Genomic DNA, 26829 nt, shown 5'->3' with positions numbered 1-26829 from the left:
TTATCACCTTCCAGAGGTTTTTGTGCTGTGTGACGGACAGCTAGGATATAAACTGTTTCTATTTCATCATATGTAAAAGTTGGTTGGCATCTGCTCCTCAACCTACAGAATTTCATTTTCCGGCTTAAGCTGTGACAACCGTTGCAAAAAATCTGCGTGTTCTTGTGAATTCAAACCTTTTTCCAGTACAGCTAAAACTGTTACTATGTCACCTGCTAATAATGCACAAATATCTAACCATAAACCTGGAAAAACACGACTTTTGATCACACCATCTGCATCAGCTTCCATTGATACATACTCACCGTTTTCCAAGGTGAACCAGTCAAGTTTCTCATCTAACACCTGCCAGACAATATATTCTTGAACACCATTGCGACAGTATGTTTCATTTTTATCATGTAAATCATTCTCTGCACTGCTAGCTGCAACTTCTACGACTAATTCTGGTGCGCCTTCAATATAATCATCTTCACTTATAGACGAACTTCCGCCATACTCATAGCGTAGTAAAGCATCTGGCTGCAGTTCGTTTTTTCCATCTAACCGAACCGTTGTATTGTCGTTAAGACCGACACCACTAGTAGCCGCTTCGTAAACTCCTAACCAAGTCATCAATCTTCCATGCGGTTTGCCATGACTGCGCGATCGCACCTGGTATGCAACATACACAATTCCTTCGATTAGTTCTGCTTTCTTAATCTGCGGCATCGCGGTATTGATCCGGAGTCGGCGATCGCCTCTCAAAAACCAGCATAAAAATCGAATGTTTTTCAAGCCACATGTGTGACTCATAGCAATCCTGTTTGATTTACAAACACGCTCTTAGGTTCAGATCCCCGACTTCTTGAAGAAGTCGGGGATCTTTTTGTTTACAAATGATTTAGGATTATTTGATCATCTACCAAATTTACTCATAAACTTAGTTGACAATTGTCCAAATTAGTGTCACTATAGTGACATAAACAAAATTTAAAGACATTCTACTGACCTTAAATTTTATTAGGGCTATTTCATTATCCTAATATGAGACCCTTTATTGATCGACGGAAAACTGCTATTGGAGAAGAAGTTGGTGTTGAAACCAGCAAGTCCTATATTGAATGCGAATATCCTATAGATGAAGACACTGTTTTTGTCGTATATATCATTCCTCGTAACGAAAATTCTGCTTGGTTAGTCACTAGTTTCGAGCATGTTTTCGACGAGTTAGTCAGCAATATCGATGAGCAGACATCAGAAACGATCGCAGATACTTGGCCTACACTGGCAAGCCTTCTCTACAATGGCATAAAGGATCGTTATCAAGAAGGGGCTTTATTAGTCCTAGAAGATAGCGACTATTGTGAAAATAAATGGTTTGTTGCTTCAATTGCTGGCAATATCTCTTTCGAGACTCTAGAAGACTTGTTTGGAGAAAGAATACAGCAAGCCGTGCAACTCGTAATATCCAAAAGTATGACACTCTGGATAGAACTTAGTGAAAATAGACCAGATATTTTACGCGAAATTTGGAAAGGCTTTTTAAAAGGATTGAGTACTGCTGTTGCTGCTACAGTTTTCGCTTTTCTGGGTATAGATTCCGAGCAATAGGATTAGTTAAATATTAGGCTCTGAGAATTTGCCAGTAGTTTCCATTTTTTTTCAACATCATTAGCATATTTGCCAAATCTCATCCAGATACAAATATCAAAGCAATAAAGTTTAGCTTACTCTGAGACAAAAGGAGCATTTAAAATGTCTGAAACAACTCTAGTAACAGTCGTTCAACAATTTGATTGGGACCCTACCTATGCAGCTGATAAAATTTTGATTCAATTCAGAAATGGCGAACAATATTTCGTTTGGTATGATTGGTACGCAAATCCGATCGTACCCAAAATAGGTTCGGTAATTACTCTCTCTTATTCGGGATACGGCTCTTCCCTCGATTTCCACAAATTAATTAATACGGGCATGGGCAAGGAAACTCCTGTTATGCAATTTGCACAAGCCAATTAGTATCCACTTTTACTTGTCTAAACATTCTTTGAATATAGCTATAACAAATAAGTTTTCACTGCGTCTTGGTAGCATCAATTATCAAGCTTTCAATCAAATCATTTCATCAAAAGATGTGGAGCAGAATATACAAATGCTAGCAGTAATTCAATACTGAAAAAAGAGTTGTATATTCTCTCTAAAGCAATCCTATTTGATTTACAAACACTAGGAAACTCAGATCCCCGACTTCTTTAAGAAGTCGGGGATCTTGTTGTTTAGTTTTGCACTACTGGAGTTTCAGAAGGGCGATCGCGAAATGTCCATTCTGGATCACTCTAAGTTAAGCTGCTGGCGCTGTGCAACCTGAATTAACATTCTCAGTGCCTCATTCACTGCTGTATCATTCGGAAAAGCTTGGGCAACATCTGGATCTAAAAGCACTAAGTTTGTCCCTGCACGATATTGCTCAACATACTTTCCTCTCAAACCCCCTTCCATCTGAGCAAAGTCATACTCAGAACGTAACTCGTCTTCCATTTCGTTCTCAACTTCCTTCTTCATAAAACCTCTTTTCCTGACGGGTAGCTTTTCGGGCACTAATAATTCGTATCTTTTCTCCTCGATTAGTGTGTGCGACAACTAAGAGTTTTCCAAACCTAGATATGCCAATAATATAGCACCTTCATCCGATGGAATGGTCAGGATCAGGAAAGGTCACAGATAGTGGGTCATTAAACACGGTTGAGGCTTCCCGAAAAGAAACACCATGTTTGTCAAAATTTAGCACCGCTTTGTCTGGGTTCCACTCAAATTTCATGCACAACTATCCCTACCATCTTAATTTTAGAATTAAAAATGAGCAAGGTATCCATCGTCAACTGCCAAAATTTGGCCCGTGTGTGCTATCCATATCTTTTCTGTGCCAGTCGCCACCGGAGGGAAATCCGGATGAAGCTCACTCTCCCCAGCCTTCACAATTTCATTTTTCCGGCTACCAAGTCATCAATCTTCCATGCATGCCTCTCAAAAACCAGCCGAAGAAAACAACTATTGATGATATAATATTTGACAAGTTAGAAGTAAAACTTTTCAAAATGAAAACGTTAGAAGAAATTAAGCAAATTCTCAGACAAAGTAAACCGTTGTTGGAGGAACACTATCGGATCACTCAATTGGGCATCTTTGGTTCTTACGCTCGTGGTGAACAAACTGAGGAGAGTGATGTTGATCTACTCATTGACTATGACCAAGCACCGACTTTGTTTAAGTTAATAGAGCTACGTGACTATCTCAGCAGTGCAATTGGTATGAAGGTTGATGTAGTAACGCAAAACGGTTTGAAGCCAAGAATCCTGAACCGAGTGTTATCGGAAATCGTTTATGTATGACTAAACGACAACTATCGGAATTTCTCCAAGATATATTAGAAACTATTGCTGATATTGAAGCATTTACAGACGGGATTGATTTTGAAACTTTTCGAGTCAACCGAGAGAAGATTTTGGCTGTTGTAAAGTCAATCGAGATTATAGGAGAAGCAGTTAAGCGGATTCCTGACGACATTCGCCGCCAACACACTCAAATTCCTTGGAAAGCCGTGGCTGGAATGCGAGATGTGTTATTACATGAATATTGGGGAATTGATGTAAAGGTGCTTTGGGCAACAGTTCAGGAAGGGTTGCCACCTTTAAAAACAGTGATTCTTGAAATTGAGAAAAACCTACAGAATACCTCAGATGCTGAGAACTAGAGCATTCTTAACAGAGCAAAGTTTAGGTAACTGATTTCCCGTTAAAAACAATTAAGCTGGAATTTGTGTGTTCTCCGAAGAAGCTATTTTACTCAACTCATTTACGTTTAAACTTTTATTTCTATTTTGAAATTCATCTAATAACCTGTAGAAAGTATTAAAACCCTCTTGTTCGCTTCCACAATGAAGCATAATTATCTTCGCCCAAGAATTAGAAGTTGACACATGATATTTCTTTTGTATCCAAGGCTGAAACTCCCGATAAAAATCCATTTCTTCCTTAGTTGCTTCAACCCCTAATTCTCTCAAAGCAGTTTTAAACTTTCCCGGTAAATCTCCTCATCTGATAACTGATTCACTATTTTTTTCGCAATTATAACAAATTTCTCTTAACACTAGAACAAGAAGCCCGGTTTCTTGAATAAACCGAGCTTCTAATTCCTGATTGCTATATTTTAATAGCGCGACTTTTTGAGTTTTTGTTTTTTGCGTCGCTTTTGGGTAGAGACAACTGCTTGATCTAAAGGGTATCCAACTACAGGAATTACCTGGTATTTACGCTCTTCTTCTAACTTTTTCAGTTCAGTGTAATCTACCCAGTGAATGCAATCGACGGGGCAAGTGTCGATCGCTTCTTGAATTACTTCCTCTGCGTCTCCCTCTTGACTCATTACACGCGATCGCCCGTAATCTGGTTCAATATAAAATGTATTACGAGCAACATGAGCGCAGTGTTTGCAGCCGATACAGGTAATTTCATCTACATAAACACCCTTTTGTCGCAGCACTCCGCCCAATTCCGGCTCTAAACCAGATCGCATGGGCGCATCTCGTAAAAAGCCGCCCAATTCTGGCTCTAAGCCGGAACGTTCCGCTTCTTCCGGCGACGGCAAAAAATCAGACATTACGCACTCCAGCGTTGTACAACTAAGCTAATGGAACCATCTTGATTTTGTTTTTGTTCTGAGACTTGAAAACCTGCACGAGTAGTTTCTTTCAATACTGTGCGGTATGCATAGCGCTGTGTTACTTGACGTAAAAACCCTTCCACTGAAGAATTTTGTTGCCAATATTGCAAGTCAGCAACCAATTCGTACTCGGCTCCATTCCATTTAAAGCCGATATCATAGCCATTGTTTTGCTCTACAGTGATTTCGGCATCATGAGTTTGACCACGGTAACCACGTACTTGTCGTGGACCTTGTTTCCAGTCTATACCCAAGTCAGAAAGAGCATCTTGTAAAGATTCGAGGTTACGAATTTGGGTCTTAATTTGGCTGAAGTGTGACATGGTGGTTGTAATTCGATGAAACTAAACGGTTTGAAAGTTTACCAGTCGCTGAAAGCGGATTGAGTATTTGCCGCACTAAGCTGCACCTTGGTAGTGAAGAATTCTGAGGTTGGCTCTTGACTAAGTACGTGTCCTAGCTGTGCCTCAATAGCAGCTGTCACTTCAGCGCAGGAAGCACCAACAATGCCAGTGACTTTTTCTTGTACCCGACCATCTGGATAGATTATGAACTCTAATGTTTCCATGCTTTTAGCCAACCACAACAGTATGCTTGGATAATTACTTCCAATGCAGAAGCTACGGATGTAGCCATAGTGAACAGAATTTTCTCTTAGCTACAAGTTTTCCATTTGTTAACTACTGTTCCATCTCTCAAAATATATATCTCATAAAATTTACAAAAATTATTGATTTTATAAGTGTTTACCTTCGTCTAGTGTTAGTTTCCCTTAACTATTTCAATAAGTCAAGGTCAATAGTGAACAAACAAGCATCGTAACAAAAGGCATAGAAATAAGTAGCAGTAACGGGAAAGAGCGCAGTAAAAGAGATAAATAGCTGTAAATAAATGATAAATTTTATCAACACCATCATTTTTACCCCAGAAAATAAGCACATTGCTCGTAGTGAGGACTTTAGTCCTCAATTATCGTATTAATGGACTGTAGCCTTCACTACAAACAGCATGTAAAGTACGCCTCAAGATAGGTCAACATTAATCAACCGAACCAATTGACCTTTGGCGCGATCGCAAAAGTTCTAGAGTCTGCCAAAAAATAGCCCTTAGTTGGAGGCATAAATTACGTTTGTGTGATCAAGGAGTAAATAAAGACTGCTTAAGCCACCATTTTGTCTGTAAGTCGTCCTTCGACTGGCTGATAACATTCAAGATCAAGACTACCAGACGAACTTTTGGGTAATTGTGCTTACTGAACACCAAGTATCAACAAACTCTGGATTTGGCAAAAGAACTCAAAACGAATACAATTGTAGCTAGCATAGCTACAATCTTAGGAGTGTTCGATGGAATATCTTTCTTCCAGGGAAGCCCAAAATAATTTTGGTGAATTACTTGATAAAGCGCAGCGCTCTCCTGTTGTCATTCGCAGATACGGGAGAGATTCGGCAGTTGTGATTTCGGTAAACGAATTCAACGAGTATAGGCAATGGCGTGCGCAAAAACTTAAGACACTTGTGAAAGAAATTAATAAAGAAGCCAGAGACAATGGCTTAACTGATGAAATTCTAGAGCAGATATTGGCATCGGACGATGAATTTACTGACAAGGAGTCTTCAGTTGAAAGTCGTCTTTGACACTAACGTTTTTGTTAGTGGCTTACTTGGTTCTCCGCAGTCTCCACCGCATTGTATTTTGCTATTGATGCTTGATGGTTTAGTCACACCACTTTTATCAGAAGAGACATTTCAAGAATTGTGTGAGGTTTTAACTAGGGACAGACTTAAAAGATATATAGCACCTAGAGCGTCGGTCAAGTAATCGTAATTGACAAAAAAGACCTTAAATGTATTATGAAAAATTAGGGTCTATAGGAGGTGATTGTTAATCAGATTGATTTAAGCGGTTTGGAGATGGTCAGCAACATCTGGCATCCGTGCAATTACATGAAGATTATGAACAACTGCTACACGACGTAGGTCAAATAAGTTCTTGCGCTACCGCAAGTACGGGCACGGTCGCCTTGCCATTGACCGATATGAGCCAAGGTATGCTCTACTTGGGAACGTTCTCGGAGTTTAGCTCTTCGGTGATTCAGTCTCCTGACGACTACGTACAACCTGCATAAAAGCTTCATCCGGATGAATTGAGACACTGCGCCCTCGATCACTTGTAGTACAACGTTCACGTACAGGACAAACACGACACTCAGAGGTGGGAAAGTGAACAGTTTTCCCCGACTCACGCATGAATACTCACATGATTGGGACAGTGAATCAGACCTTGTTCCCAGTCGAGTACAAAGTCCTGTTTAGTGTAACGAGCGCCATTACGAACAGGCCAAGCTTTACAGAAAATAGCTAAATCTTGGGAACGTTGTTTCACCCAATCACTCGTCAGGTAGGCTCGATCAATATGCAACTCTACCATGTTCACGAGCTGATTTTTCAAATCTGCATCCATTGCCAAGGTAACTTGAGCTTCTGGAACGGTCTTCATTCGTCAAACCAACGCAGCGCACTACTCCAAGATCCAAATCCCGCAGTACATGACGTTTTTCGCCATCAAAACGTTAGTACCGCGCTACGTCCATGACGCATATCTGGATCTTCAATCGAAATGCGACGATCTTTAGCTACACCTTTCCTCAGTTGTGGTTGACCTTGAGAATCAATAGTTACATCTTGGTTTTGAATCTGCCGTGCCACTAGCAGCGCTTCGCCACGCAGGTGTTGGCTGGTGGTGGTCATCCTCAATATTTTTTTCCACAAGAAATTCTATTTTATCTAGGGCATTGAGAATTAGTTCTAAGGCATATGAGCGCTCAGTTGGATCATCCCAGTTTAAGTCTAAAGCTGCGAAGAAGTGAAGTTTCGGTCACTACATCATCTACTTGTGTCTGTTTCGCTACCTCAAGAGCGGATTGTCCCTTTTCGGTTGCGATTAAATTCACGGCTTTACGCAGAGCATGACCCAGTAAATTATAAGTATCTTCTACTTTCGCCGCCCCCCACAATGGAGAAGAGTCCAAGGCGGCTCTCAAATTACTAGAAGCAAACCCACCCTTGTTTTTGGCTATTTCTACAGTCCTTTCAATTAACATGATTGTCAACGCCAAAATCGATCATCCCTTGTCGAAAATTTACCAAAGTACCTTTACTGAATGGTGGTTTCTGGCAATCGTGGCAGTCCAATACCAACTGCCAACGTCTATCCATCACCAATGCCTCGATCACTTCATCATCACTAACCCCAGTGTATGCCTGTAAAATTAATGCCAGTGCCAGCTGTGCTGGGGGAACTGGGCAATGACCTACCGTACTGTCTTTGAACATAGTGGCAAGTTCTGCTTGAAATTCCTGATCAAATAGGTGGTGACGATTTTGGCGTAGAAATATAAATAGTTTGGCTCTCTTGATCCGAGAGATGATTGCTTGTTCTGCCTGGGATAATTCGATCAGAGGATGCCATACGTTCGGACGCATAAATTATACCAAGATTAGGATGCCCAACTGATTTGGGTGAATACATGTACATATTACATCTTTTTTGTCAATCTTGATTACTTGACCGACGCTCTAGAAAATTAACTACTTTCCCTCAAGAACTTGCTCTTTTGGCTAATTGGGTTGAGGTAATAGAAGATATCTCAATTTGTAGAGATCCTAAAGATAATAAGTTTTTAGAAGTCGCTTTAGGTGGTAGTGCTGATTATCTAGTGACAGGCGACAACGATTTGCTCGTTCTCAGTCCGTTTAGGGGTATCCCAATTATTACCCCAGTGCAATTCAAAGAAATTTTAGAGCTTCGTAGTTGAGTTTTTTTAAATATGTTCTACTCAATGTGAGATCAATCTTATCTAAAAACTTCCGCTGGTTTCGCCTCCATTTTGCCGTTTAAGCATCATTACCATGAACCCAGTGGCTTTTTCACTCAAATAGTGCTTTTCCCCAAGTATACTAAGGTCGTTGGCTTGGACGAATTTTTGCAAGGAGGGTTGAGTAAACTTTCTTGAACGATAAAGACGGATTCGTTCTTTTTCATTTAATTTTACGGTTTGCTCATTCACTAGCGTCATGTAGAGCGACCTGTCAGTGTTATTTTCAAAAAAACAATCAATATGTAGCACCTGCCCATACTTCCACTGCTGCAAATATACATCAACTATGTAGGAATTATCCTTCTCAGTAGGATCTATAGTCAGATCTGTGTTTTGTAGAAGCGCACTTACTGCAAAACGACGAAAGGAATCACTTAGGTACTCTCTTCTAACACTTTCCATAGTTTCCTGAAGCAGTTCTTGGGACTCTAGTGCAGAAGTGTTAATTATTTGAGCCTCGAAAAGCAGCAGATCGTCAGATCTCATTGCGTTAACAATGTTGTTAAGAACTTGCTTCGGACTCTCAACGTTGGCAATTGTATTGCCAATAAACCCATAAAGTATTGGCTTTTGTGCTCCAAGACTTTGGGCAATGTAAGCAATTTCTTGCATACCCTTAAGGGATTCAATATCTTTTTGAATTGCAACACAACGGTGCAGGGGTAATGGGTTTGTTTCTTGAATTTTTTCAACAGCTATTCTCAACATGTCAAGACTCATGTCAACAGGTATATATAGAAAATCTTCTCGGGGCTTGGCACTGTGATTTCTATTAAAGAAATCTGAAATGATACTCCTGTCTTTCCTACCCTCACCTACACCGAGACTAACGAAGTTGTAACGCTCCTTATCAACAAGGTGAGCGAGCTGTTTAGCATAGTGAGGAAACTCGGAAATATTTTTACGCATATGGTAAGTTGGGTCATTACAAGCCCTATCCCACATTTGAACTGGGCCTACACCCCAGTAGGAGTATCCAGATTGAATTCGACGATCCCCTTTGTTGATCAAATCATTCACTAAAGCGCCCAGTTTTAGCAGTTGGTCTTCACCTATATAGGTAAGCAACCAGTTTCTGGAAAGATTAAGGCTGGATACATTCTGTAAAAATTGTCCCCAGTCATCTGAATTTATTATTAGCACTGGTGGTCCCGCTTCCAGCAATTCTAGTACTTCTTGTACAAGAGTTGAGATATCGGTCTGCGGCCACTCCCGCTGCGGAATGCCTTGAAGCTCCTTGTGTAAAGCATGGTTGAGTGGTAAGGACATTAGAGAACCGACGTGGATTAGCATAATCACTGGCTTCCCGTCAGGTGGAGCATCACGCAACTGCCGAACCCGTCCTATTTCTTCCATAACGATGTTACTGATGTCTGCCGAGTGACTAGACACCAGCAGCAGGAAGCAATCATACCCATCTAGTTCTTCGTCACTGAATTGTGCCTCAGTTATGAACACTGCCAGTTCAGCCGCTTCCAAAGCTCGTCGTAACTGTTGAGCAAAAGACGTGTCTTGGCTGTGATCGCTAAGTAAAATCTTAGCTTTATCTACATTCGGTTCCTTATCTAGTGGACTCCACTCGTTTCGATTAATGATATCAGTTGGGGTTAAATCTAAGACTCTAGCAATCTTTTCAATCGTCTCTAATTGCACTCTACGCCCCCACTGCGGGTGAAACAGCCGCTTCACCTGATCGTCAGAAGCTAAACCTGCTTCTTTTGCTATAGTCTCATAAGAGTAGTTCTTAGAAAATTTTTTTTCTTCAAGTTTTCTAACTCCGTCCCAGCTTGCTAGATAGCCACGTCGCCTTGGCTGTTTATCCCTTGGTCTTCGCGATGCATCCATTGGTAGTAAGTAAAGTTACCGAAAACTATCTCTATCATAATAAATCCCCGAATTATTTCTTAGCGTAAATAACGATGTGTGACAAGTTAAGGGTTTTTTCAGTTTGTCAAGAGCCAAATTAGGGTAGCCGAAAAGCTAGGAAACTATTAATGGTGCATATAACTGTTTTTAACTGTGGTAATGGTGTATATAACTGTTTTTAACAGTAGCATTTAACTGCATTAATTCGCTCTGGTGACCTACTAATTGACTTAGCTATTCTCAACAATATAACAGGATCTGAACTATCTGGCTCGCATCTAAATGATGAGAAGGAGAATTAGAACTATGAACCAAAACTATCAAGCTTACAACAAACATCAAGAGGCATTGGTTTGCGAATTAGAAGCGCACTTGCTCCAAGTTGCAAAGCAAGAACACTCTTCACAAAGATACGTTTTATCCAAAGCGATCGCATCTTCTAAGAGTAACATTCAACTGTCCTTAGAAAAAGAAGAATTAGATGAACAACTTAAACAGCTAGCCAAAGAAGCCCAACATCACCCACCGCGTTCTCTGAAACGGCAGATTGCTCTAACAAAGCTAATGAACAGCATTGTACATAATAGGGAGCTTTGCTATCCACAAGGGAGCCAATTTCCAGCAGATATTTATCAAGATATTTGTGATGAACCACTCCACGAACTTTTACTGTATGTTTGTCAAAACATTGACAAGTACGAGTCTGAACGCAGTTCAGTGATGACATGGGTCAATACTTTGAGAAGAAGGAACGACGCTGATTGAGCATGAGTGTGGATTTGAGTTTACCGAAGTTTCCGAACGTTAAGGGAAACTTCGGTCTAAAGTTCAGTGAAGAATTTATGAAATTTTAAGCAGGCTGAGGACCAGGCTTTCCGTCTTCAACTACGTAGGTTGCTAAGGTACGAACTGGAGCATCAGGCTTCTCCACTGTATCTACTACACGCAGGTTGCTTGTCCAAAGTTGCCGATTAACTGTGCAGCTGACATAACCGCGCAATCGACTCTCGAAGAACTTAATGTGTGGATTTTCCGGTAAATAAGAAGCGAAAGTATCATAAGGTACTCCAGTGGAGCTAATTGAAGTGCCAACAAACTCCGATGCCACAACAGGCGATGCTGGATTGCGTCCGTCCACCTTGAGATCGGTTACCCAGAATGAGTGAATGTCGCCGCCAATGACAACCGGATTTGATGTTCGAGCATTCTGTAAGAACTTAAGAATGCGTTCTCGTTCAGGAAAGTATCCATCCCAGCCATCAGTCCAGAATGCCTCACCAGAACCTGGTTGCTCATCAAGATAAGCCATTAGGTACTGCTGAGCAATGACATTCCATTGAGCGCGGGAACGAGCCAAACCGTCAAGTAGCCACCGCCGCTGCTGTACTCCAAGCATAGTGCGAGCAGGGTCGAATAGTTCACTACAGTCACTGCCAACCGCTTGTCCACCACCACGACCATTATCGTCGCACGCTTGATCATCACGGTATTGTCTAGTATCGAGTACGCTGAACTCGGCTAGGTTACCAAAGGTGAAGCGTCGATACAACCGCATATTAGCTCCTCTAGGTATTGAAGTGGGGCGCAGCGGTATGTGTTCGTAGTAAGCTTGGTAAGCGGCAGCCCGACGAACCAGGAAAGCCTGCGGGTCGTCAAAGTCCTGAGAATTTTCGTTAGCGTAGTCGTTGTCTACCTCGTGGTCGTCCCAAGTACAGATAAATGGGAAAGCTGCGTGAGCTGCTTGCAAGTCAGGATCTGTCTTGTACTGAGCATGGCGAATTCGGTAGCCTTGGAGATCCACAGGCTCTGGGTTGGCGTGCCGTCGTGGTCTGTTGTTGCTTGGAGAGCCTTCATATATATAGTCCCCAAGGTGGAAGACAACATCTAAGTCTTCTTTTGCCATGTGTTGGTAGGCACTGAAATAACCTTGTTCCCAATGTTGACACGAAGCAAAAGCAAATTTCAGTTGATCGAGGCGAGTACCGTAAGCCGGAGCCGTGCGGGTGCGTCCAATGGGGCTAACTTCATTACCTGCCTTGAACTGATACCAATACCAACGCCCAGGCTGCAACCCACTTACATCCACATGGACAGAGTGTGCAAATTCAGGGGTTGCCATCGCCGTACCCTTGAGTACGACTTGTCTCATGTTTTCATCAAGGGCAATTTGCCACTGCACTGGTACATTAACAGGTGGCATCCCACCCCCATTTAACGGGTCTGGAGCCAACCGTGTCCACAGCACCACAGCATCTTGTAAGGGGTCGCCGGAAGCGATCCCTAGACTAAAGGGATAAGCAGAAAAACTAGGCTGTGCAACAACTCTTGTTGTCCATTGACTGGCGATCGTAGCGGCGGTTACTGTTCCAGCACCAATGAGAAATCGCCTACGTTTGGCTTTGGTGGATAGCAAGCGGTCGAAATGAAAAGGCTCCATATATATCATTTTTGAAAAATTTTGGAAATATTCACCGATTAAAGCCGGATCATAGTCAACTAATTTGGTATGAAACCCAGCTAAATGTAACAAGACTAACCTATCAACCTGCTATTAATTAATTATTAAGATGTTATTAATTTTGATATTTAGGTAACATTTTAGTTGACGTTCCGAAAAGAAAATTATTAGTGTTTTCACTAAATATAAATGTATTGTAATTTACAGACAACGAATTCAACGAGTATAGGCAGTGGCGTGCGCAAAAACTAAAGACACTTGTGAAAGACATTAATAAAGAAGCCAGAGACAATGGCTTAACTGATGAAATTCTGTCTTCAGATATTGGCCTTGAATGATGAATTTACTGACAAGGATTCTTCCGTTGAAAGTCGTCTTTAACACTAACGTGTTTATTAGTAGCTTACTTAGTTCTCCTTAGGGGTATTTCAATTATTACCCCAGCGCAATTCAAAGAAATTCTAGAGCAATGAAGCTCACTGTTCAATTGTAAAAATGTGAATCTATCAATAATCTTTGAGAGTGGGATAGGCATCTTGCCCTCTCTACTTTAGTTGCAGGGTGGGCATTGCCCACCCGAAGAACTGTTTTATGGTCGTAAAGGAATGAAAAGTTGCTGACCGGGTAAGAGTATAGTGGGGTCAGGTCCAATCACATTTCGATTAGCCTCGTAGATTAGGTTGGACAAATTGCCATCTCCGTAAGCTCTTTGAGCAATCAAGAATAGGTAGTCACCTTGTTGCACAGTATACGTTTGCCCTGGTGTGGGGGTAGTATTTTGTGGCAGGATGGGAATGTAAACTATCTGTCCAGGAAAGATCAAGCCAGGGTCAGATCCAATTACATTTTTGTTAGCGTTGTAAATTAGATTAAAGTAACTGTCAGTTCCGTAAGCTCTCTGAGATATCCTTGCTAGATCGTCACCTTGTTGTATAACGTATGTTTTGGCAGGTGTGGGTGCTTGAATTGGCGACGGGGTGAAATCTTCCGGTATGTTAGGCAAGTTCTTCAAGAAACTGATACTTGGTGAGAAGAAGTACTCACCTCCCTTGAGTGTGACAAACTGTGCAAAAGTCACACCGGGTTTCGTGGTTGGTTGATCGCGTTGTTTTAACCAGTTTTGGGGTGGCAGTGGCACTTCTTGAATCGCCGGGTCGCTCTGATCTGGTTGGCTTTGACCACTGACAGCATCCAGCCCAGTCCTGTCGTAATTCTTATTTTTTACATTGCGCGACTCGGACATAGCTTGTTCCAAGAATCTGGGATGGTTGCTCCAAAACCGTTGAATAAACTCAAACTGTTCCCAAATATCAGACTGGAAGCACATGAATAACAACCCAACACCACCTGTTGGCAATTTATCGAGGTTGGAAAAGTCACTAACTTCTCCACCATAGCCGACTCCACGTCGTGCAATCCGATGTCCAAGCTCCTGTTCATTGCTTTGCGCAAAAGGTCCACCTTTTCTAACCGATTCCAGTCGGGGATTGGTCGTGCGAAGATGCGCTTGGAATGGGCATTTTAGTCCAAAAGCATCCTGAGAATAGTCAAAGTTATTTAGGTTATTACTTCCGTCTTTGCCAGAAACAACCAGTGGGGTGCCATCTTCAAAACGTCCCACTGCCATTGCACCTGCTAGTTGAGGAGAGATACCTAATGCGTTAGCCAGGGCAAGTTCAGCTTTTTTGAATCCTTGAACATTTTGCTCAAGTTTACGAAAGACGAGAAAACTACCAAAGCTAACATTGGGTGTGCCAAAGGGATCTTGAACAAGAACAAGATTAAGTGGCGCACGGAAAAGATTTTTGGCGATATCACCTTGTTCTGTTTCTACATCTTTTTTGAGAAAAAGTGGTTGACCAATACCATCTGTAAAGCCAAAATGTTCAACAACTTGCTCAACACCAGTATTATTAAATTTGCGACGTTGTACGATTCCTGGTTCAACAGCAGATACCGTAGCATTGTTCTTGAGCTTGTCAGTAATTTCTGCTTGTTTTTTCTTGACATCTTCTAAATTATTTGCTGCAATGATGACCAATGCATCAATTTCTCGCTGAAATCCTGGCTCCCATTTGCTAACTGCAGGATCTAGAAGTGCATATTGTCGTGCCTTCATTCCTGTTTGAAAGACATTAGCGTAGTCATCTTGAAGTTGTTTTTCGTTAGCTTCTTTTCTTCCTTGAAGATTGACACCTTTTGGTTGTCTAGAATTAGGTAAACCTAGTTTTCTGTAACCTGAAGAAGATAAAGAAAAGTGTACTAATACACCACCATCACGTTTTTGATTTCTCCATGCATCAGCATCATCCAATTGCTTTTTAGCTGATGTAATATCATTGGCAACTTGAGAAATTGATTGTTTGAGTGCTTTAATTGCGCTTGGATTATTTTGGGGAAAAGTGAAGAAAATGTGTACAGAGTGTTTTCTTCCATGTCCTTTAAGAATGTTGCCTTGTAAGTCTTGAAGCACATCTTGATATTGTTGTTGAGTATGGTCGATTGGTTCTCTGTTTGAATTGAGATCTAGTGGCATTTTCTATTCCTTGATAATTGGTAAATGTGTTCATAACGTAGAGACGTTACATGTAACGTCTCTACAAATCGCAATTACAATTCGCGAATCCGAATGTTGCGGAACTGCACAACTTCGGTATGGCATTGCAAGCCAATAAAACCTTCAGAACGCTTCTTCTTACCATCACTAGGGGCGGCAAAGTCTAACAGTTGTGGGAAGGTTCCAGCACTGACTAATTGACCATTGAGTTTGACTTCTATCTCATTGCCTTGCACCCTGATTTCATAGCTGTTCCAGTAGCTAGGATTACCTGAGTTGCGATCGCCTATCGCCTTTGCTGCCCATTTTTGTGCAGGGAAAACCTCGTATACTGCACCAGTCTTATGTAAAGGACTACCGTAGATATTGTTAGCAAAGTCATAACCACGTTCGTCGATTTGGATTTCGGTGGTGGAGTGATAGAAAGAATCGTTAAGCTCCTTAGGTTCTGGCATTCTCAAGAAAATTCCAGCGTTAGCTTCGACATCAAAAGCTTTCCAATCCAACTTCAGAATGAAATTCTTGAATTTTTTGCGCGTAAACCAAAGAACACCCAATCCGACATTCTTATCACCAACACCAGCACCCAACACTGGAGTACTTTGATTTAGGACATCAAAGAAGTTCTGGCTACCATTAGCAACAATTTCCCAGCCATCTGCCTTGAAGTTACCGCGATAAAGAGTTTCAAAGCCTGATTCATCCTTAACCTCAGAGTCGCGGTAGCGATCAATAATCGCACGAGCAACCTTGCGAGATAAAGCTAGTCCAGTGGGGACTGGATTGGCTGAACCAACGGTGGGGAAAATAGACTGATCAATGCAGTAAGCATTAGATACGTGGTGAAAACGACCATTCACATCAGTAACCGACTGGGTATAATCAGTACCCATCCATAGAGTGCCTGATTCGTGATATGTCGTACCTACACCGTCTTCACCGCCGCTCATAAACTGAATCGGCGCATTAGGATTAGTTTGCTGCGTGGCAGATCCTGGTGGCTGATTAGTTAATGCCTCAATGAAGCTAAAAGCAGCCTGAGCTTGAGCAACACGCACCTCTTTATCTGCTGGTATTTCCACTAAATTCACATAAGCTTTGGGAACACGCAGGTTTTCACCGTTAGTGTAAACATCATCACCCTCGCCACCGAAAGGATTAACACTCATCCAACTAACGTTTTTGTTAGTTCCAATCGGGGTAGTTCTGTCACCAAAAGCTTCGCCGCAGGTACGAATGCTAAGGACAACTTTGCCCTCCATTGTGCCTTTAGTTTGGGCAGACAGAATTCGATAGTATTCATCGTAGTTAGGGATCATGCGGTAGAGAAACTCTTCTGGATTTCCTTGAGCGCCAGGAAAAGCTGGATCATTCAAGCTTGGTGCCGCATAAAACTGGAAGTGGAACTGTCCTGGACCCTTCTGAGTTTGTATTGCGCCTCTCACGTGGAGGGCAGCAGTTTGTAACTCATTGGACAGTTGGTTGGGAACACCCAAGGCAGAGCGAGAAACTTTCCAAATGAAGTTGCCTCGGACGTGAACCATGAGATTGCGTCCCATTAACTCACCATTTGGTGCTAGCTGTTGAGGACGTGGGAATGAGTTTAATGCTAGTCGTGTAGAGTTGATAGTATTGCCTGCAATTACTACTGCAGCACTAGGACTAACATTCAGACGCACTACACGGGCTTTACTTTTATTGTCGCGATCAAACGGGTCTTTAAGGGCTACTACTATTTGGCGAACAACACCGTTGATAGTTTCTAACTTGAGAACCTCAACATTGGGGACTAAGAACAGTCGTCGCCGATCATTGTTAGCACCGTTGTTATCATTGTCTCGACGAATAGCATCAAGCAGTAGAGGCAGACTGCTGAACTTATCCATACTGAACAAGCCAGAACCAGGCGCACTGCCCATAACAGCAATGGGCGGATCTTGCACTTCTTGGAGGGAAGCTAGGCGATCGCGCTGCTGTTGGAGTGTATCTTTAGCACGACCCTTGAGGATATTAAACAGTTCGCCGTTAATAAAGTCTGCCGGAGGCCAAGTACCAATTTCACGCTCTACAAATTCATAGCCGTCAGTTTGATCCTTGAGTTGCAGATACTCCACCACTTCGTTCGGCCACTGCTGCAAATCTTCTTGAGTCAAACGTGGCGTCCAACCGCCCCAAAACAAGGACTTACCACCCACACAACGGTGATGCATATTAAAGTTATGGTGATTGGAATAACTATCTGGTTCAACGATGTTTTTCTGCCCATCTTCAACCAGTGTTTCGTTAACGACGTCGAACAAAGGACCAACACGAGTGAGATTTTGGAAATGTTCGCTGATTAAGAAAGGTCCTGATTCCAATACCAGAATGCGTGGACGATCTTGTGAATTCGGTAATTGTTCGCCAAATTCAAACAGCTTAGACGCACAATACGCGCCATACATACCCGAACCAATGACGATCGCATCAAACTGACCACCTGCTTGTGCTGCCAACACCTCATCCCATGTGTTGCAAACAAAACGTGCTACCCCATCCAAAGAAAAGGTAGTTCTCTGTATGTCAGAGGGTGGTGGGAGTGGCTGTCCAGAATCAACCAGCCGATTTAGAGTCATGAAAATTCTCCTTAACCAAAATTAGTATTCAAAAAATTGGCTACAATCAATGAGTACATCCAAGCCATGAGCTTTGATGTCACTTATTTAGTTAATAGATAACGCCAAAATTGACTTATGCAGTTTTATGCCAAAAAAAGCTCCCTTTAAATCATGTTTAACGGGAGCTTTTGGCTATTTACCAAGGTTTTTGTGTGATTACCAAAAAATAAATTATCTATCTTGTGGGATGGGCATCCCTCTTGTGGGGTGGGCATCCTTGCCCGCCTTAGACTAGGGCAGGCAGGGATGCCTGTCTCCACAAGAAGTAATTGGATAATTGTTGATTTGTTTGTCCTATAGTAAACAACAAGATCCCCGACTTCTTTAAGAAGTCGGGGATCTGAGCCGACTATTGTTGATTTGTTGATTTGTTTGTTCTTATATGGAAGAACTTTCTGAGGAACTTTCTTTAAAGTTGTCCTCAAGCATTAATTCTGGGGTGTGAATTATGAATGGTAGTTCAGCGCAATTGAGTCCAGATTTAATCCGTTCTGCTGTTTCTGGAAAAACCACAAATAAAGGATAAGTAGTTTTTGTTCCCTCACTTAAAATATGTTTATAGCGGGGGGGCATGAGCCATTCATAGTCTTTATCCAGCCAAACTTGTGTTTGTCGCCAACGCCCTAATAAGTCAGAAAAATCTTCATGAGGACGATGAATGAAGATCATAATTTCCGACTCGGTTTTAATTTTCCATTCTGGATCGCACATCAAAATCGTTACATCACATGGTAAGCTAGTTGCTTGGGCTTTTGATGTTACGCCATCGCGAAGATAGACAATGGGTAGTGGAATGATGATGATGCTTTCATCTGGGCGGCGTAGACTGGGCATCATTTCCAGGTAGGGGCGGTACTGCTTGAGCAAGGCGATCGCTGATAGATGATTACAACACGATGCTAAACTTGCTTCATAATGAGATTGTTGTACAGGCATACTTAATACTTCACCTAGCCTAGCTTTTCAAATACCTTAAACAGAGGCAGATACATAGCCATCAAAATCGTGCCAACCATTCCCCCTAGAACCACAATCATCAACGGTTCTATTACGCTAGTTAGTGCTTTTACTGCCTGCTCAACCTCATCTTCATAGAAATCAGCTACCTTCATCAACATACCATCTAATTCCCCAGTTTCCTCCCCAATACTAATCATTTGAATTGCCATAGGAGGAAAAACTTTCTCTTTTTGCAAAGCAATACTAATCATGCCTCCTTGTTGAATTTCTGCACGTGCCGCATCTATCGCGTTAGCAATTACCTGGTTACCTGATGTATCTCGAACAATTTCTAAAGAAGTTAATATTGGTACTCCTGAACGAGTCAAAGAGCCAAAAGTACGGCTAAAGCGGGCAACTGCTGATTTTTGAATCAAATCACCGAACAAAGGCATTTTTAAGGAAAAACGGTCGATTGTCTCACGTCCTACACGAGTTTTGTAGTATTGTTTATAAGCAAATCCCAATCCTATTACAATAGCAACTATCACAAAAATCCAAAAACTTCGTAAAATTTCACTACAAGTCATCAAAAACTGTGTAAGAGGAGGTAATTCTGTTCCCAATTCTTTGAAAATAGTAGCAAAGATTGGAATCAGAAAGACAGTCATACCGACAAAAATAGCAAGTGCCAAAAAACATACTACAACTGGATAAGACAGCGCTGATTTAATTTGGTTTTGTAATCGGGCAACATCTTCTAACAATTTGGCTAAGCGATTAAGTACTTCATCTAAGACACCACCAACTTCACCAGCTTGAACCATGCTAACATATAAACCATCAAAGCAATCAGGATGTTTGCGCATCGCCTCAGAAAGATTAACTCCGCTTTGCACATCAGCACTAATAGCTAAAAGCGCTTGTTTCAGTTTAGGATTGGAACACTGTTCAGATAGTACCCCCAAACTTCTCACAATCGCTACTCCTGCATTTACCAACGCAGCAAATTGACGGGAAAAGACGGCTTTATCCTTAATAGAAACAGAAGTCAAATAATTCTCAAGTTTTTTCAAATCAAAACTTTGATGTTGTTTGATATCTTGAATGACAAAACCCTGTTTTCTGAGAGTTGTACGGGCTTGCGCTAAAGATTCTGCGTTAACTTTTTCTTTTCGAGATTTTCCTTGTGAGTCCCTAATGCGGGCAACAAATGTTGGCATAGATATTAAAATTGTTAATTATTAATTGTTAATGGCTAATTGCAATGAACAATTAACAATTAGCCATCAGCAAACTGTTATTTTTTAACAGCAGCAGTGGTAGCAGCAGGGGGTACACCACCAATGAGACGTTGTATTTCGTCGGGTTTGGAAGTTTTGGAAATTGCCGCTTCAAAAGAAATTGTGCCTGCTTTGTATAAATCGGCTAATACTTTCTCCAAAGTTTGCATACCCAATTTGCCACCAGTTTGAATAGCTGAGTAAATTTGAGCTGTTTTACCTTCTCTAATTAAGTTAGAAATAGCAGGAGTAATAATCATAATCTCTTGAGCCATTACTCGACCATATTCACCTGGTTTGGGATTTTTCTTAGGAACTAAAGTTTGGCTAAACACGGCTACGAGGGAGTTAGATAACTGTACGCGCACCTGAGTTTGTCTTTCCGATGGGAAAACGTCGATAATCCTATCAACAGTTTGGGATGCTGAACTAGTATGGAGAGTACCAAATACTAAGTGTCCTGTTTCTGCCGCAGAAATAGCTAGAGAAATTGTTTCTAAATCGCGCATTTCTCCTACTAAAATTATGTCTGGATCTTCCCGCAAAGCTGCTTTCAAAGCATTAGCAAAACTCTTGGTATCCTCTCCTAGCTGCCGTTGGTGAACAAGGCTTTTAATTGGTTCGTAAACAAATTCTATCGGATCTTCTACAGTTAAAATATGTTCGGCTTTGGTGCGGTTGATTAAGTCAATAATTGCTGCTAAAGTAGTTGTTTTACCAGAACCTGTTGGTCCTGTGACTAAAATTAGTCCTCTCGGTTTATCTGCCATTTCTCTTACAACATCAGGCAGACCTAATTTTTCAAAATTAGGAATTTTAGAACTTAATGCTCGTAAGCAAGCGGCGTAGGAACCACGTTCTTTATAAACATTCACCCGAAACCGAGCTAATCCTTTGACACCATAGGAACAATCTAACTCCCAATTCTGCTCCAACGCTTTACGTTGAGAGTTGTTGAGCATACTAAAGATCAATCTTTGACATTGATCTGCTGTTAAAAGCTCTTCTCCAATGGGTGTAAGTTTACCACTAATACGGAAATAAGGAGGCAGTCCGGCAGATAAATGTAAATCTGAACCGCCCATTTCTATCATTTTTTCCATTAAGTCTTCAATCATCATTTCCATAGTTATTTGTCCTTTGTTGATTGTTAACTGTTGACTGTTAACTGTTAACTGTTAACTGTCTCCTGACTCCTGACTCCTGACTCCTGTCTCCTTCAATCTTGAAATCTTGGTGTCATACAGTAGGGACAATCAAGCCATTCTGGTTGTAATTGAGCATTACAAGATCGGCAGGTAAGACCACTTTTACGTTTTGCTTTTAACTCTGCTTCTAAACCTGTATCTGTGAAAGTTACCCTTTCTACTTCTTCTAAAGTGGTAGCGCCTTGACGTACTAAGTCCAAACTGTAAGCCAGCAGAGTTTTCATACCCTCTTCTACTGCTACTTCCTTAATTCGTTCTGTGGGTGCTTCTTCGGTGATGAGAGTTTGCAGGTTTTCGGTAATTCGCATCACTTCATAGACACCACAACGTCCTTTGTAACCAACACCATTGCAATCTGGGCAAAGCTGATTTTTGGCTTTGGCTTCTTGAATTTGTTCTGATGTGAGGGTGTTGGCTTTGTATAAGGTGATTCCGGCATCAGATGAAGCTGATAAACCAAAACGAGCTAGTTCTTCTGGAGTTGGAGTGTAGGGAATGCGACATGTGGAACAAACACGTCTAACAAGACGTTGAGCCAAAACACCAATGAGGGAACTGGAAATCATGAAAGACTCTATGCCCATTTCTCCTAAACGTGCGATCGCACCTGGTGCATCATTAGTATGTAAAGTAGTTAATACCAAGTGACCGGTCAAAGCAGCTTCAATTGCTGTTTTTGCTGTTTCCTTGTCTCGTGTCTCACCTACTAACAGCACATCAGGATCTTGTCGTAGAAAAGCCCGCAAAGCAGTAGCAAAATCTAGCCCTTTTTCCCGAATCACCTGTACTTGAGTAATTCCTGGTAAACTATACTCAATAGGGTCTTCTACAGTACTGATATTAATTCCTGGAGAATTTCGCTCTGCCAACGCTGAGTACAAAGAAGTTGTTTTACCAGAACCAGTTGGACCTGTAACTAGGATTAGACCGAAGGGACGTGCTACCATGTCTTGGACAATTTGTAAAGTCTCAGGATCGGTAATTAATTTATTTAATCCTAGTTGTGTGGCGGAGTTATCCAAAATTCGCAGTACTACCTTTTCCCCATAACGACTGGGCAAAGTATTCACACGGAAGTCAACTTTGCGTCCTTCAAACATCCGTCGAATACGTCCGTCTTGAGGTAGGCGTCGTTCAGCAATATCTAGGTTGGCGATAATTTTGAATCGAGCTGTAACAGCAGGGATAATTTTTTTGGGTAAGGGGTCAAATGCCTCACGTAGCACACCATCTTTACGGAAGCGAATGCGTAAGTTTTCTTCTTGGGGTTCTATGTGAATATCAGAAACTTTCTCATGTAGTGCCTTTGCGAGGATTCGATTGACTAAACTAATTACTGGCGCATCCTCAGCACCTTTCATTGCCGCACCCAAGTCAGCTTCAGCATCATCAGGAGCATCCTCTATATTGAGGTTGAGATTTTCGAGATTTTCTAAATCCTGATTAATATCTGTAAACTTTTCTTTTTCCAGATGCTTTTGCCGAACAGCCAATTCATCCAAGTATTGGTTGATGATCTGTTGGTAGTCCTCTTGGGTAATTACCATGCGCAGCAATGCTATGTTCTGAGGACGCAAGATGCGGTTAAGATCATCGCAAGCCTCGAGATTATCGGGATCGACCATCGCCACTAAAACTGAAGGCGGGTTTTGGTCTTCATGTTTAGCCAGTGGAACCAAGCGATGGCGACGACAGATATCCACAGGAATAAGGCTATCAATTAACTGCCCTACCGTTGTCGTGCCAACTTGGCTAACTTCTGGATCTAAAGATTCAACACCATAAAGTATTTTGAGTTCAAATAGCTGCTGCTTTTTGTATTGCCTGAGTAACTCTGGTGTTAGTTGTTGCCCGGTAATTGATTGAAGCACTTCAGTCAGGGGTCTGCCAGACTTGCGGCTTTCAATCAGCGCCTGCTTCATTTGTTCGTTGTTGACATAGCCAGATTGAATTAGCTTATTGCCAAAAGGGGAAAACTCCGTTCTGGTAGTGAGAGCAGTACTGCGCCTTTGTTGTGACGAGTTCATAAATTAGCAGTGAGTAGCAGAAACCTCTGATTAGAGTGTTCCCAAACTCAGTGAGAAAATTACCATATCAAGGAATTTACTTCTCATCTAAATAAATATACTTAAATACACGTAGTGATTTTAAAATTCAGTGTTTGTTCTGACAAAAAAGCAATTCCATATCGTGATGTCCTACCTTAATCTTACGGAAAGCCGACCTTAAAGCCTCTGCGCTATCATGCTCAGCATTTGTCAAAATAGAGGACGACAGATTAACAATACAAGCACTTTCAGGTGAACCAAGGCGAGGTAATTTAAGCAATGAACAGCGATCCAGTTCAAATCAACTCTAATGATGGCAACTCCGTGACAGAACAAGTGGCACAAACAAACTTACAGGATGCAGCTTCGCCCAATCCAGAAAATAATGTGACTGCAACTGAAAATCCTGTATTGGACAACCAAACACAAGCACAAATGGCTCAACAAATCGAGTCCCTCAAAGCCCAGTTAGAAGATCGCAATAATCAATCGATCAGGATTGCGGCAGATTTTGAAAATTACCGTAAACGGACAATCAAAGAGAAAGAAGATTTAGAACAGCAAGTGAAGCGTAATACAATTAATGAATTATTGCCAATAGTTGATAATTTTGAGCGGGCAAGAGCGCACATTAAAACTCAAACTGAGGGTGAGTTGACAATTCATAAGAGTTACCAGAGCGTTTACAAGCAATTGGTAGATAGCTTGAAGCGTTTGGGTGTATCACCAATGCGTCCTGAAGGTCAAGAATTTGATCCTAATCTTCATGAAGCAGTAATGCGGGAACCTACGGATGAAGTTCCGGAAGGAACAGTGTTAGAAGAGTTAGTACGCGGATATTACTTGGGCGATCGCGTGCTACGTCATGCAATGGTGAAGGTAGCTGCCGCCAAGGAAGATACCCCACCAGAGGAGGAAAATCAGTCGAGTCCAGCCAGTATTTAAACTGTAATCGCTCGCCTCATTGACCAAACCCTGGGTTACTAGGGCGAGCATCGCACCTTCCCAATCATCCGCGAAACATCTAGTTTGTAGTTTTGAGTCATAATTAACTCGCAGCAATCTGTGTAAAAATACTGAATTTTTATGGTCAAAGTTATTGGGATCGACTTAGGCACTACCAATAGTTGTGTCGCGGTATTAGAGGGTGGTCAACCAATTGTAATTGCTAATACAGAAGGAGGCAGAACCACGCCCAGTATTGTCGGATTTGGCAAAGGTGGCGATCGCTTGATTGGGCAACTAGCAAAGCGGCAAGCTGTCACCAATGCCGAAAACACAATTTACAGTATTAAACGATTCATCGGTCGTCGTTGGGATGATACGACTCAAGAACGCGATCGCGTACCCTATAGCTGTGTCAAAGGTAGAGACGATACTGTTGATGTCCAAATTCGCGGACGTAATTATACCCCACAAGAAATTTCCGCCATGATCCTGCAAAAACTCAAACAGGATGCGGAAAACTTTCTTGGTGAATCCGTTCAACAAGCAGTCATTACCGTACCCGCCTATTTTACCGATGCCCAAAGACAAGCCACAAAAGACGCTGGCACTATAGCCGGACTAGAAGTACTGCGGATCATCAACGAACCTACCGCTGCCGCCCTAGCCTTTGGCTTAGATAAACAAGATCAAGAGCAAATTATTCTAGTCTTTGACTTGGGCGGTGGAACCTTTGACGTCTCCATCCTTCAACTAGGAGATGGAGTATTTGAAGTTAAAGCCACTTGTGGCAATAATCAATTAGGTGGAGACGACTTCGACATTTGTATTGTCCGTTGGATGGTAGAACGTTTTCAACAAGAAGAGAAAATCGACCTCTACCAAGACAAAATGGCTCTGCAACGCTTGCGGGAAGCTGCAGAAAAAGCCAAGATTGAACTTTCGAGCATGGTAAGTACCTCGATTAATTTACCGTTTATCACCGCTGATGAAAAAGGACCTGTTCATTTAGAAATGGAACTTAGCCGTGCAAAATTTGACGAGCTAACTAGTCATCTAATTGAAGCTACTATTGAACCAATGGTGCAGGCACTTAAAGATGCAGAACTCAAACCAAAAGACATAGATAGAATTATTTTAGTTGGTGGTTCTACTCGGATTAGAGCAGTTCAAAACGCACTCAGCAAATTTTTTCATGGTAAAGCACCAGATCGCTCGGTTAACCCTGATGAAGCAGTAGCACTCGGAGCTGCCATCCAAGCTGGAGTACTGGGCGGCGAAGTCGATAATCTCTTATTACTAGATGTCACACCCTTGTCGCTAGGGATCGAAACTTTAGGAGAAGTTTTTACTAAAATCATCGAACGCAATACCACAATTCCTACCAGTAAGTCTCAAATATTTTCCACCGCAGTTGATGGACAAACCTCAGTAGAAATTCACGTCCTTCAAGGTGAAAGAGCAATGGCAAGAGACAACAAGAGTCTTGGCAAATTTTTGCTCACAGGAATTCCTCCAGCCGCCCGGGGCGTACCACAAATTGAAGTGTCATTTGAAATTGATGTTAACGGTATTTTGAATGTTTTGGCACAAGATAAAGGTACTGGTAGAGAGCAGAGTATTCGCATTACGAATACAGGTGGTTTGAGTAGCAATGAAGTAGAAAGAATGCGGCAAGAAGCGGAAGTGTATGCCGAAGAGGACACGAGACGTAAACAACTAGTTGAACTGAAAAACCAAGCAGACAATCTACTGTTCAATTACGAATCGACTCTCAGGGATAATGGTACTCTGATTGGAGAGCAATGGAAAATCTTGGCTGTGGAAAAAGCCACAAAACTTAAAGCCGCTATGGTAGATGAGCAGATTCCCATCACAGAATTTCAACAAAGCTTAGATGATTTCCAGCAAACACTGTTTGCTATTGGCGCTGACGTTTATAACCGAGCAAACAGCCCGAATGATGAGTTTGCCGACGTTGCCGCCGCGACAGATTCAGTCACGGGAGTGCTGACATCACAATTTAATTTTGATTTTGAGGAAGAAAATACAGTACAAGCTGATTACGAAGCGATAGATTAGGTTAGGGGTACTGGGTATTGGGTACTGGGGACTGGGGACTGGGTACTATCCCTTTGACCATGCCCATTGCCCCTAAAAACAATTGGTGGGTTTTCCACACCTAATGGTGCGGCTAGCACTATAAGGTTTATTGGCGAAGTTTTCCCGTAGTCCGTAGCACAATTGTAATAGAGACAGCCTAGTTGGCACTAGTTTTGTCTTCTGC

Annotated in this window: 22 protein-coding genes and 4 pseudogenes; 10 read left to right on the top strand and 16 right to left on the bottom strand. The window is 41.8% G+C overall.

Annotated elements, in window-relative coordinates; all coding sequences use genetic code 11:
• Positions 1-102: 102 nt before the first annotated feature.
• A complete protein-coding gene (locus ICL16_RS37305) occupies positions 103-795 on the bottom strand; it encodes a Uma2 family endonuclease (protein ID WP_190836612.1) in 693 nt (230 codons plus the stop codon).
• A 231-nt stretch (positions 796-1026) separates the two neighbouring features.
• Between ICL16_RS37305 and ICL16_RS37300 the strand changes: the two genes are divergently transcribed.
• Both ICL16_RS37300 and ICL16_RS37295 read left to right on the top strand, forming a co-directional pair.
• Positions 1027-1593: a hypothetical protein gene (locus ICL16_RS37300; RefSeq protein WP_190836611.1), complete on the top strand. Its 567-nt coding sequence runs from the start codon at positions 1027-1029 to the stop codon at positions 1591-1593.
• A 144-nt stretch (positions 1594-1737) separates the two neighbouring features.
• Positions 1738-2001 carry a hypothetical protein gene (locus tag ICL16_RS37295; protein WP_190836610.1) on the top strand — a complete coding sequence of 88 codons (264 nt, stop codon included), beginning with the start codon at positions 1738-1740 and terminating at the stop codon, positions 1999-2001.
• A gap of 312 nt (positions 2002-2313) precedes the next feature.
• Here the strand turns inward: ICL16_RS37295 and ICL16_RS37290 are convergent, their stop codons facing one another.
• Both ICL16_RS37290 and ICL16_RS37285 read right to left on the bottom strand, forming a co-directional pair.
• Positions 2314-2544: a hypothetical protein gene (locus tag ICL16_RS37290; RefSeq protein WP_190836609.1), complete on the bottom strand. Its 231-nt coding sequence runs from the start codon at positions 2542-2544 to the stop codon at positions 2314-2316.
• Positions 2528-2800 (bottom strand): annotated as a pseudogene (locus ICL16_RS37285) (BrnT family toxin). Before ICL16_RS37285 ends, ICL16_RS37290 begins: the two are co-directional and overlap by 17 nt.
• A gap of 199 nt (positions 2801-2999) precedes the next feature.
• Between ICL16_RS37285 and ICL16_RS37280 the strand changes: the two are divergent.
• On the top strand, positions 3000-3371 hold the full coding sequence (locus ICL16_RS37280) for a nucleotidyltransferase family protein (RefSeq protein ID WP_238361119.1): 372 nt from the start codon (positions 3000-3002) through the stop codon (positions 3369-3371).
• On the top strand, positions 3368-3733 hold the full coding sequence (locus ICL16_RS37275) for a HepT-like ribonuclease domain-containing protein (RefSeq protein ID WP_190836608.1): 366 nt from the start codon (positions 3368-3370) through the stop codon (positions 3731-3733). The genes ICL16_RS37280 and ICL16_RS37275 overlap by 4 nt, the downstream gene beginning before the upstream one ends.
• A gap of 51 nt (positions 3734-3784) precedes the next feature.
• On the opposite strand, the gene ICL16_RS37270 is transcribed toward ICL16_RS37275, so the two are convergent.
• The 4 genes from ICL16_RS37270 to ICL16_RS37255 all read right to left on the bottom strand — a co-directional run bounded on the left by ICL16_RS37270 (position 3785) and on the right by ICL16_RS37255 (position 5269).
• Positions 3785-4042 carry a hypothetical protein gene (locus ICL16_RS37270; protein WP_238361118.1) on the bottom strand — a complete coding sequence of 86 codons (258 nt, stop codon included), beginning with the start codon at positions 4040-4042 and terminating at the stop codon, positions 3785-3787.
• Positions 4043-4188: 146 nt separating this feature from the next.
• Complete coding sequence (locus tag ICL16_RS37265) at positions 4189-4638, bottom strand: ferredoxin (protein WP_190836607.1); 450 nt, start codon at positions 4636-4638, stop codon at positions 4189-4191.
• Positions 4638-5024, bottom strand: coding sequence for a DUF1257 domain-containing protein (locus tag ICL16_RS37260; RefSeq protein WP_190836606.1), 387 nt, complete (start codon positions 5022-5024; stop codon positions 4638-4640). Before ICL16_RS37260 ends, ICL16_RS37265 begins: the two co-directional genes overlap by 1 nt.
• A 38-nt stretch (positions 5025-5062) precedes the next feature.
• Entirely contained in the window at positions 5063-5269 is a 207-nt protein-coding gene (locus ICL16_RS37255) for a DUF2997 domain-containing protein (protein ID WP_190836605.1), read from the bottom strand.
• 778 nt (positions 5270-6047) lie between these two features.
• Between ICL16_RS37255 and ICL16_RS37250 the strand changes: the two genes are divergently transcribed.
• Both ICL16_RS37250 and ICL16_RS47905 read left to right on the top strand, forming a co-directional pair.
• Positions 6048-6338, top strand: a complete 291-nt coding sequence (locus tag ICL16_RS37250; protein WP_190836604.1) for a type II toxin-antitoxin system Phd/YefM family antitoxin — start codon at positions 6048-6050, stop codon at positions 6336-6338.
• A complete protein-coding gene (locus tag ICL16_RS47905; RefSeq protein WP_190836603.1) occupies positions 6295-6522 on the top strand; it encodes a putative toxin-antitoxin system toxin component, PIN family in 228 nt (75 codons plus the stop codon). The genes ICL16_RS37250 and ICL16_RS47905 overlap by 44 nt, the downstream gene beginning before the upstream one ends.
• A 77-nt stretch (positions 6523-6599) precedes the next feature.
• Here the strand turns inward: ICL16_RS47905 and ICL16_RS37240 are convergent.
• Positions 6600-8186: pseudogene (locus tag ICL16_RS37240) on the bottom strand (transposase).
• Between the two features lie 110 nt (positions 8187-8296).
• Between ICL16_RS37240 and ICL16_RS37235 the strand changes: the two are divergent.
• A pseudogene (locus ICL16_RS37235) lies at positions 8297-8518 on the top strand (putative toxin-antitoxin system toxin component, PIN family); the annotation flags it as partial.
• 42 nt (positions 8519-8560) lie between these two features.
• Here ICL16_RS37235 and ICL16_RS37230 read toward each other — a convergent pair.
• On the bottom strand, positions 8561-10426 hold the full coding sequence (locus ICL16_RS37230) for an L-histidine N(alpha)-methyltransferase (protein ID WP_190836601.1): 1866 nt from the start codon (positions 10424-10426) through the stop codon (positions 8561-8563).
• A 327-nt stretch (positions 10427-10753) separates the two neighbouring features.
• Between ICL16_RS37230 and ICL16_RS37225 the strand changes: the two genes are divergently transcribed.
• Complete coding sequence (locus tag ICL16_RS37225; protein ID WP_190836600.1) at positions 10754-11212, top strand: hypothetical protein; 459 nt, start codon at positions 10754-10756, stop codon at positions 11210-11212.
• Between the two features lie 85 nt (positions 11213-11297).
• On the opposite strand, the gene ICL16_RS37220 is transcribed toward ICL16_RS37225, so the two are convergent.
• The 7 genes from ICL16_RS37220 to ICL16_RS37190 all read right to left on the bottom strand — a co-directional run bounded on the left by ICL16_RS37220 (position 11298) and on the right by ICL16_RS37190 (position 23576).
• Complete coding sequence (locus ICL16_RS37220) at positions 11298-12884, bottom strand: alkaline phosphatase D family protein (RefSeq protein ID WP_190836599.1); 1587 nt, start codon at positions 12882-12884, stop codon at positions 11298-11300.
• Between the two features lie 610 nt (positions 12885-13494).
• Positions 13495-15441, bottom strand: a complete 1947-nt coding sequence (locus ICL16_RS37215) for a LysM peptidoglycan-binding domain-containing protein (RefSeq protein ID WP_190836598.1) — start codon at positions 15439-15441, stop codon at positions 13495-13497.
• 74 nt (positions 15442-15515) lie between these two features.
• The gene (locus ICL16_RS37210) at positions 15516-18077 is read right to left on the bottom strand and encodes a 3-keto-alpha-glucoside-1,2-lyase-like domain-containing protein (protein WP_190836597.1); all 2562 of its coding nucleotides are present in this window, start codon (positions 18075-18077) and stop codon (positions 15516-15518) included.
• A gap of 420 nt (positions 18078-18497) precedes the next feature.
• Entirely contained in the window at positions 18498-19055 is a 558-nt protein-coding gene (locus tag ICL16_RS37205; RefSeq protein ID WP_190836596.1) for a hypothetical protein, read from the bottom strand.
• Between the two features lie 14 nt (positions 19056-19069).
• Complete coding sequence (locus ICL16_RS37200) at positions 19070-20281, bottom strand: type II secretion system F family protein (protein WP_190836595.1); 1212 nt, start codon at positions 20279-20281, stop codon at positions 19070-19072.
• Between the two features lie 77 nt (positions 20282-20358).
• Positions 20359-21468: a type IV pilus twitching motility protein PilT gene (locus tag ICL16_RS37195; RefSeq protein WP_190836594.1), complete on the bottom strand. Its 1110-nt coding sequence runs from the start codon at positions 21466-21468 to the stop codon at positions 20359-20361.
• A gap of 92 nt (positions 21469-21560) precedes the next feature.
• On the bottom strand, positions 21561-23576 hold the full coding sequence (locus ICL16_RS37190) for a GspE/PulE family protein (RefSeq protein WP_190836593.1): 2016 nt from the start codon (positions 23574-23576) through the stop codon (positions 21561-21563).
• 297 nt (positions 23577-23873) lie between these two features.
• Between ICL16_RS37190 and grpE the strand changes: the two are divergent.
• Positions 23874-24542: pseudogene (gene grpE / locus ICL16_RS37185) on the top strand (nucleotide exchange factor GrpE); the annotation flags it as partial.
• Positions 24543-24683: 141 nt separating this feature from the next.
• Positions 24684-26624, top strand: a complete 1941-nt coding sequence (dnaK, locus tag ICL16_RS37180) for a molecular chaperone DnaK (RefSeq protein WP_190836591.1) — start codon at positions 24684-24686, stop codon at positions 26622-26624.
• Positions 26625-26829 lie beyond the last annotated feature (205 nt).

The sequence above is a fragment of the Iningainema tapete BLCC-T55 genome (genome assembly GCF_014698965.1).
In the GTDB taxonomy this organism is placed as follows: Bacteria; Cyanobacteriota; Cyanobacteriia; order Cyanobacteriales; family Nostocaceae; genus Iningainema; species Iningainema tapete.
This window is presented reverse-complemented; position numbering and strand designations above follow the sequence as displayed.

Bases quoted from the DNA above. Each gene is read 5' to 3' on its own strand.
- ICL16_RS37305 (WP_190836612.1), bottom strand. From the start codon at position 795: ATGAGTCACACATGTGGCTTGAAAAACATTCGATTTTTATGCTGGTTT.
- ICL16_RS37300 (WP_190836611.1), top strand. From the start codon at position 1,027: ATGAGACCCTTTATTGATCGACGGAAAACTGCTATTGGAGAAGAAGTT.
- ICL16_RS37295 (WP_190836610.1), top strand. From the start codon at position 1,738: ATGTCTGAAACAACTCTAGTAACAGTCGTTCAACAATTTGATTGGGAC.
- ICL16_RS37290 (WP_190836609.1), bottom strand. From the start codon at position 2,544: ATGAAGAAGGAAGTTGAGAACGAAATGGAAGACGAGTTACGTTCTGAG.
- ICL16_RS37280 (WP_238361119.1), top strand. From the start codon at position 3,000: ATGCCTCTCAAAAACCAGCCGAAGAAAACAACTATTGATGATATAATA.
- ICL16_RS37275 (WP_190836608.1), top strand. From the start codon at position 3,368: ATGACTAAACGACAACTATCGGAATTTCTCCAAGATATATTAGAAACT.
- ICL16_RS37265 (WP_190836607.1), bottom strand. From the start codon at position 4,638: ATGTCTGATTTTTTGCCGTCGCCGGAAGAAGCGGAACGTTCCGGCTTA.
- ICL16_RS37260 (WP_190836606.1), bottom strand. From the start codon at position 5,024: ATGTCACACTTCAGCCAAATTAAGACCCAAATTCGTAACCTCGAATCT.
- ICL16_RS37255 (WP_190836605.1), bottom strand. From the start codon at position 5,269: ATGGAAACATTAGAGTTCATAATCTATCCAGATGGTCGGGTACAAGAA.
- ICL16_RS37250 (WP_190836604.1), top strand. From the start codon at position 6,048: ATGGAATATCTTTCTTCCAGGGAAGCCCAAAATAATTTTGGTGAATTA.
- ICL16_RS47905 (WP_190836603.1), top strand. From the start codon at position 6,295: ATGAATTTACTGACAAGGAGTCTTCAGTTGAAAGTCGTCTTTGACACT.
- ICL16_RS37230 (WP_190836601.1), bottom strand. From the start codon at position 10,426: ATGGATGCATCGCGAAGACCAAGGGATAAACAGCCAAGGCGACGTGGC.
- ICL16_RS37225 (WP_190836600.1), top strand. From the start codon at position 10,754: ATGAACCAAAACTATCAAGCTTACAACAAACATCAAGAGGCATTGGTT.
- ICL16_RS37220 (WP_190836599.1), bottom strand. From the start codon at position 12,884: ATGGAGCCTTTTCATTTCGACCGCTTGCTATCCACCAAAGCCAAACGT.
- ICL16_RS37215 (WP_190836598.1), bottom strand. From the start codon at position 15,441: ATGCCACTAGATCTCAATTCAAACAGAGAACCAATCGACCATACTCAA.
- ICL16_RS37210 (WP_190836597.1), bottom strand. From the start codon at position 18,077: ATGACTCTAAATCGGCTGGTTGATTCTGGACAGCCACTCCCACCACCC.
- ICL16_RS37205 (WP_190836596.1), bottom strand. From the start codon at position 19,055: ATGCCTGTACAACAATCTCATTATGAAGCAAGTTTAGCATCGTGTTGT.
- ICL16_RS37200 (WP_190836595.1), bottom strand. From the start codon at position 20,281: ATGCCAACATTTGTTGCCCGCATTAGGGACTCACAAGGAAAATCTCGA.
- ICL16_RS37195 (WP_190836594.1), bottom strand. From the start codon at position 21,468: ATGGAAATGATGATTGAAGACTTAATGGAAAAAATGATAGAAATGGGC.
- ICL16_RS37190 (WP_190836593.1), bottom strand. From the start codon at position 23,576: ATGAACTCGTCACAACAAAGGCGCAGTACTGCTCTCACTACCAGAACG.
- dnaK (WP_190836591.1), top strand. From the start codon at position 24,684: ATGGTCAAAGTTATTGGGATCGACTTAGGCACTACCAATAGTTGTGTC.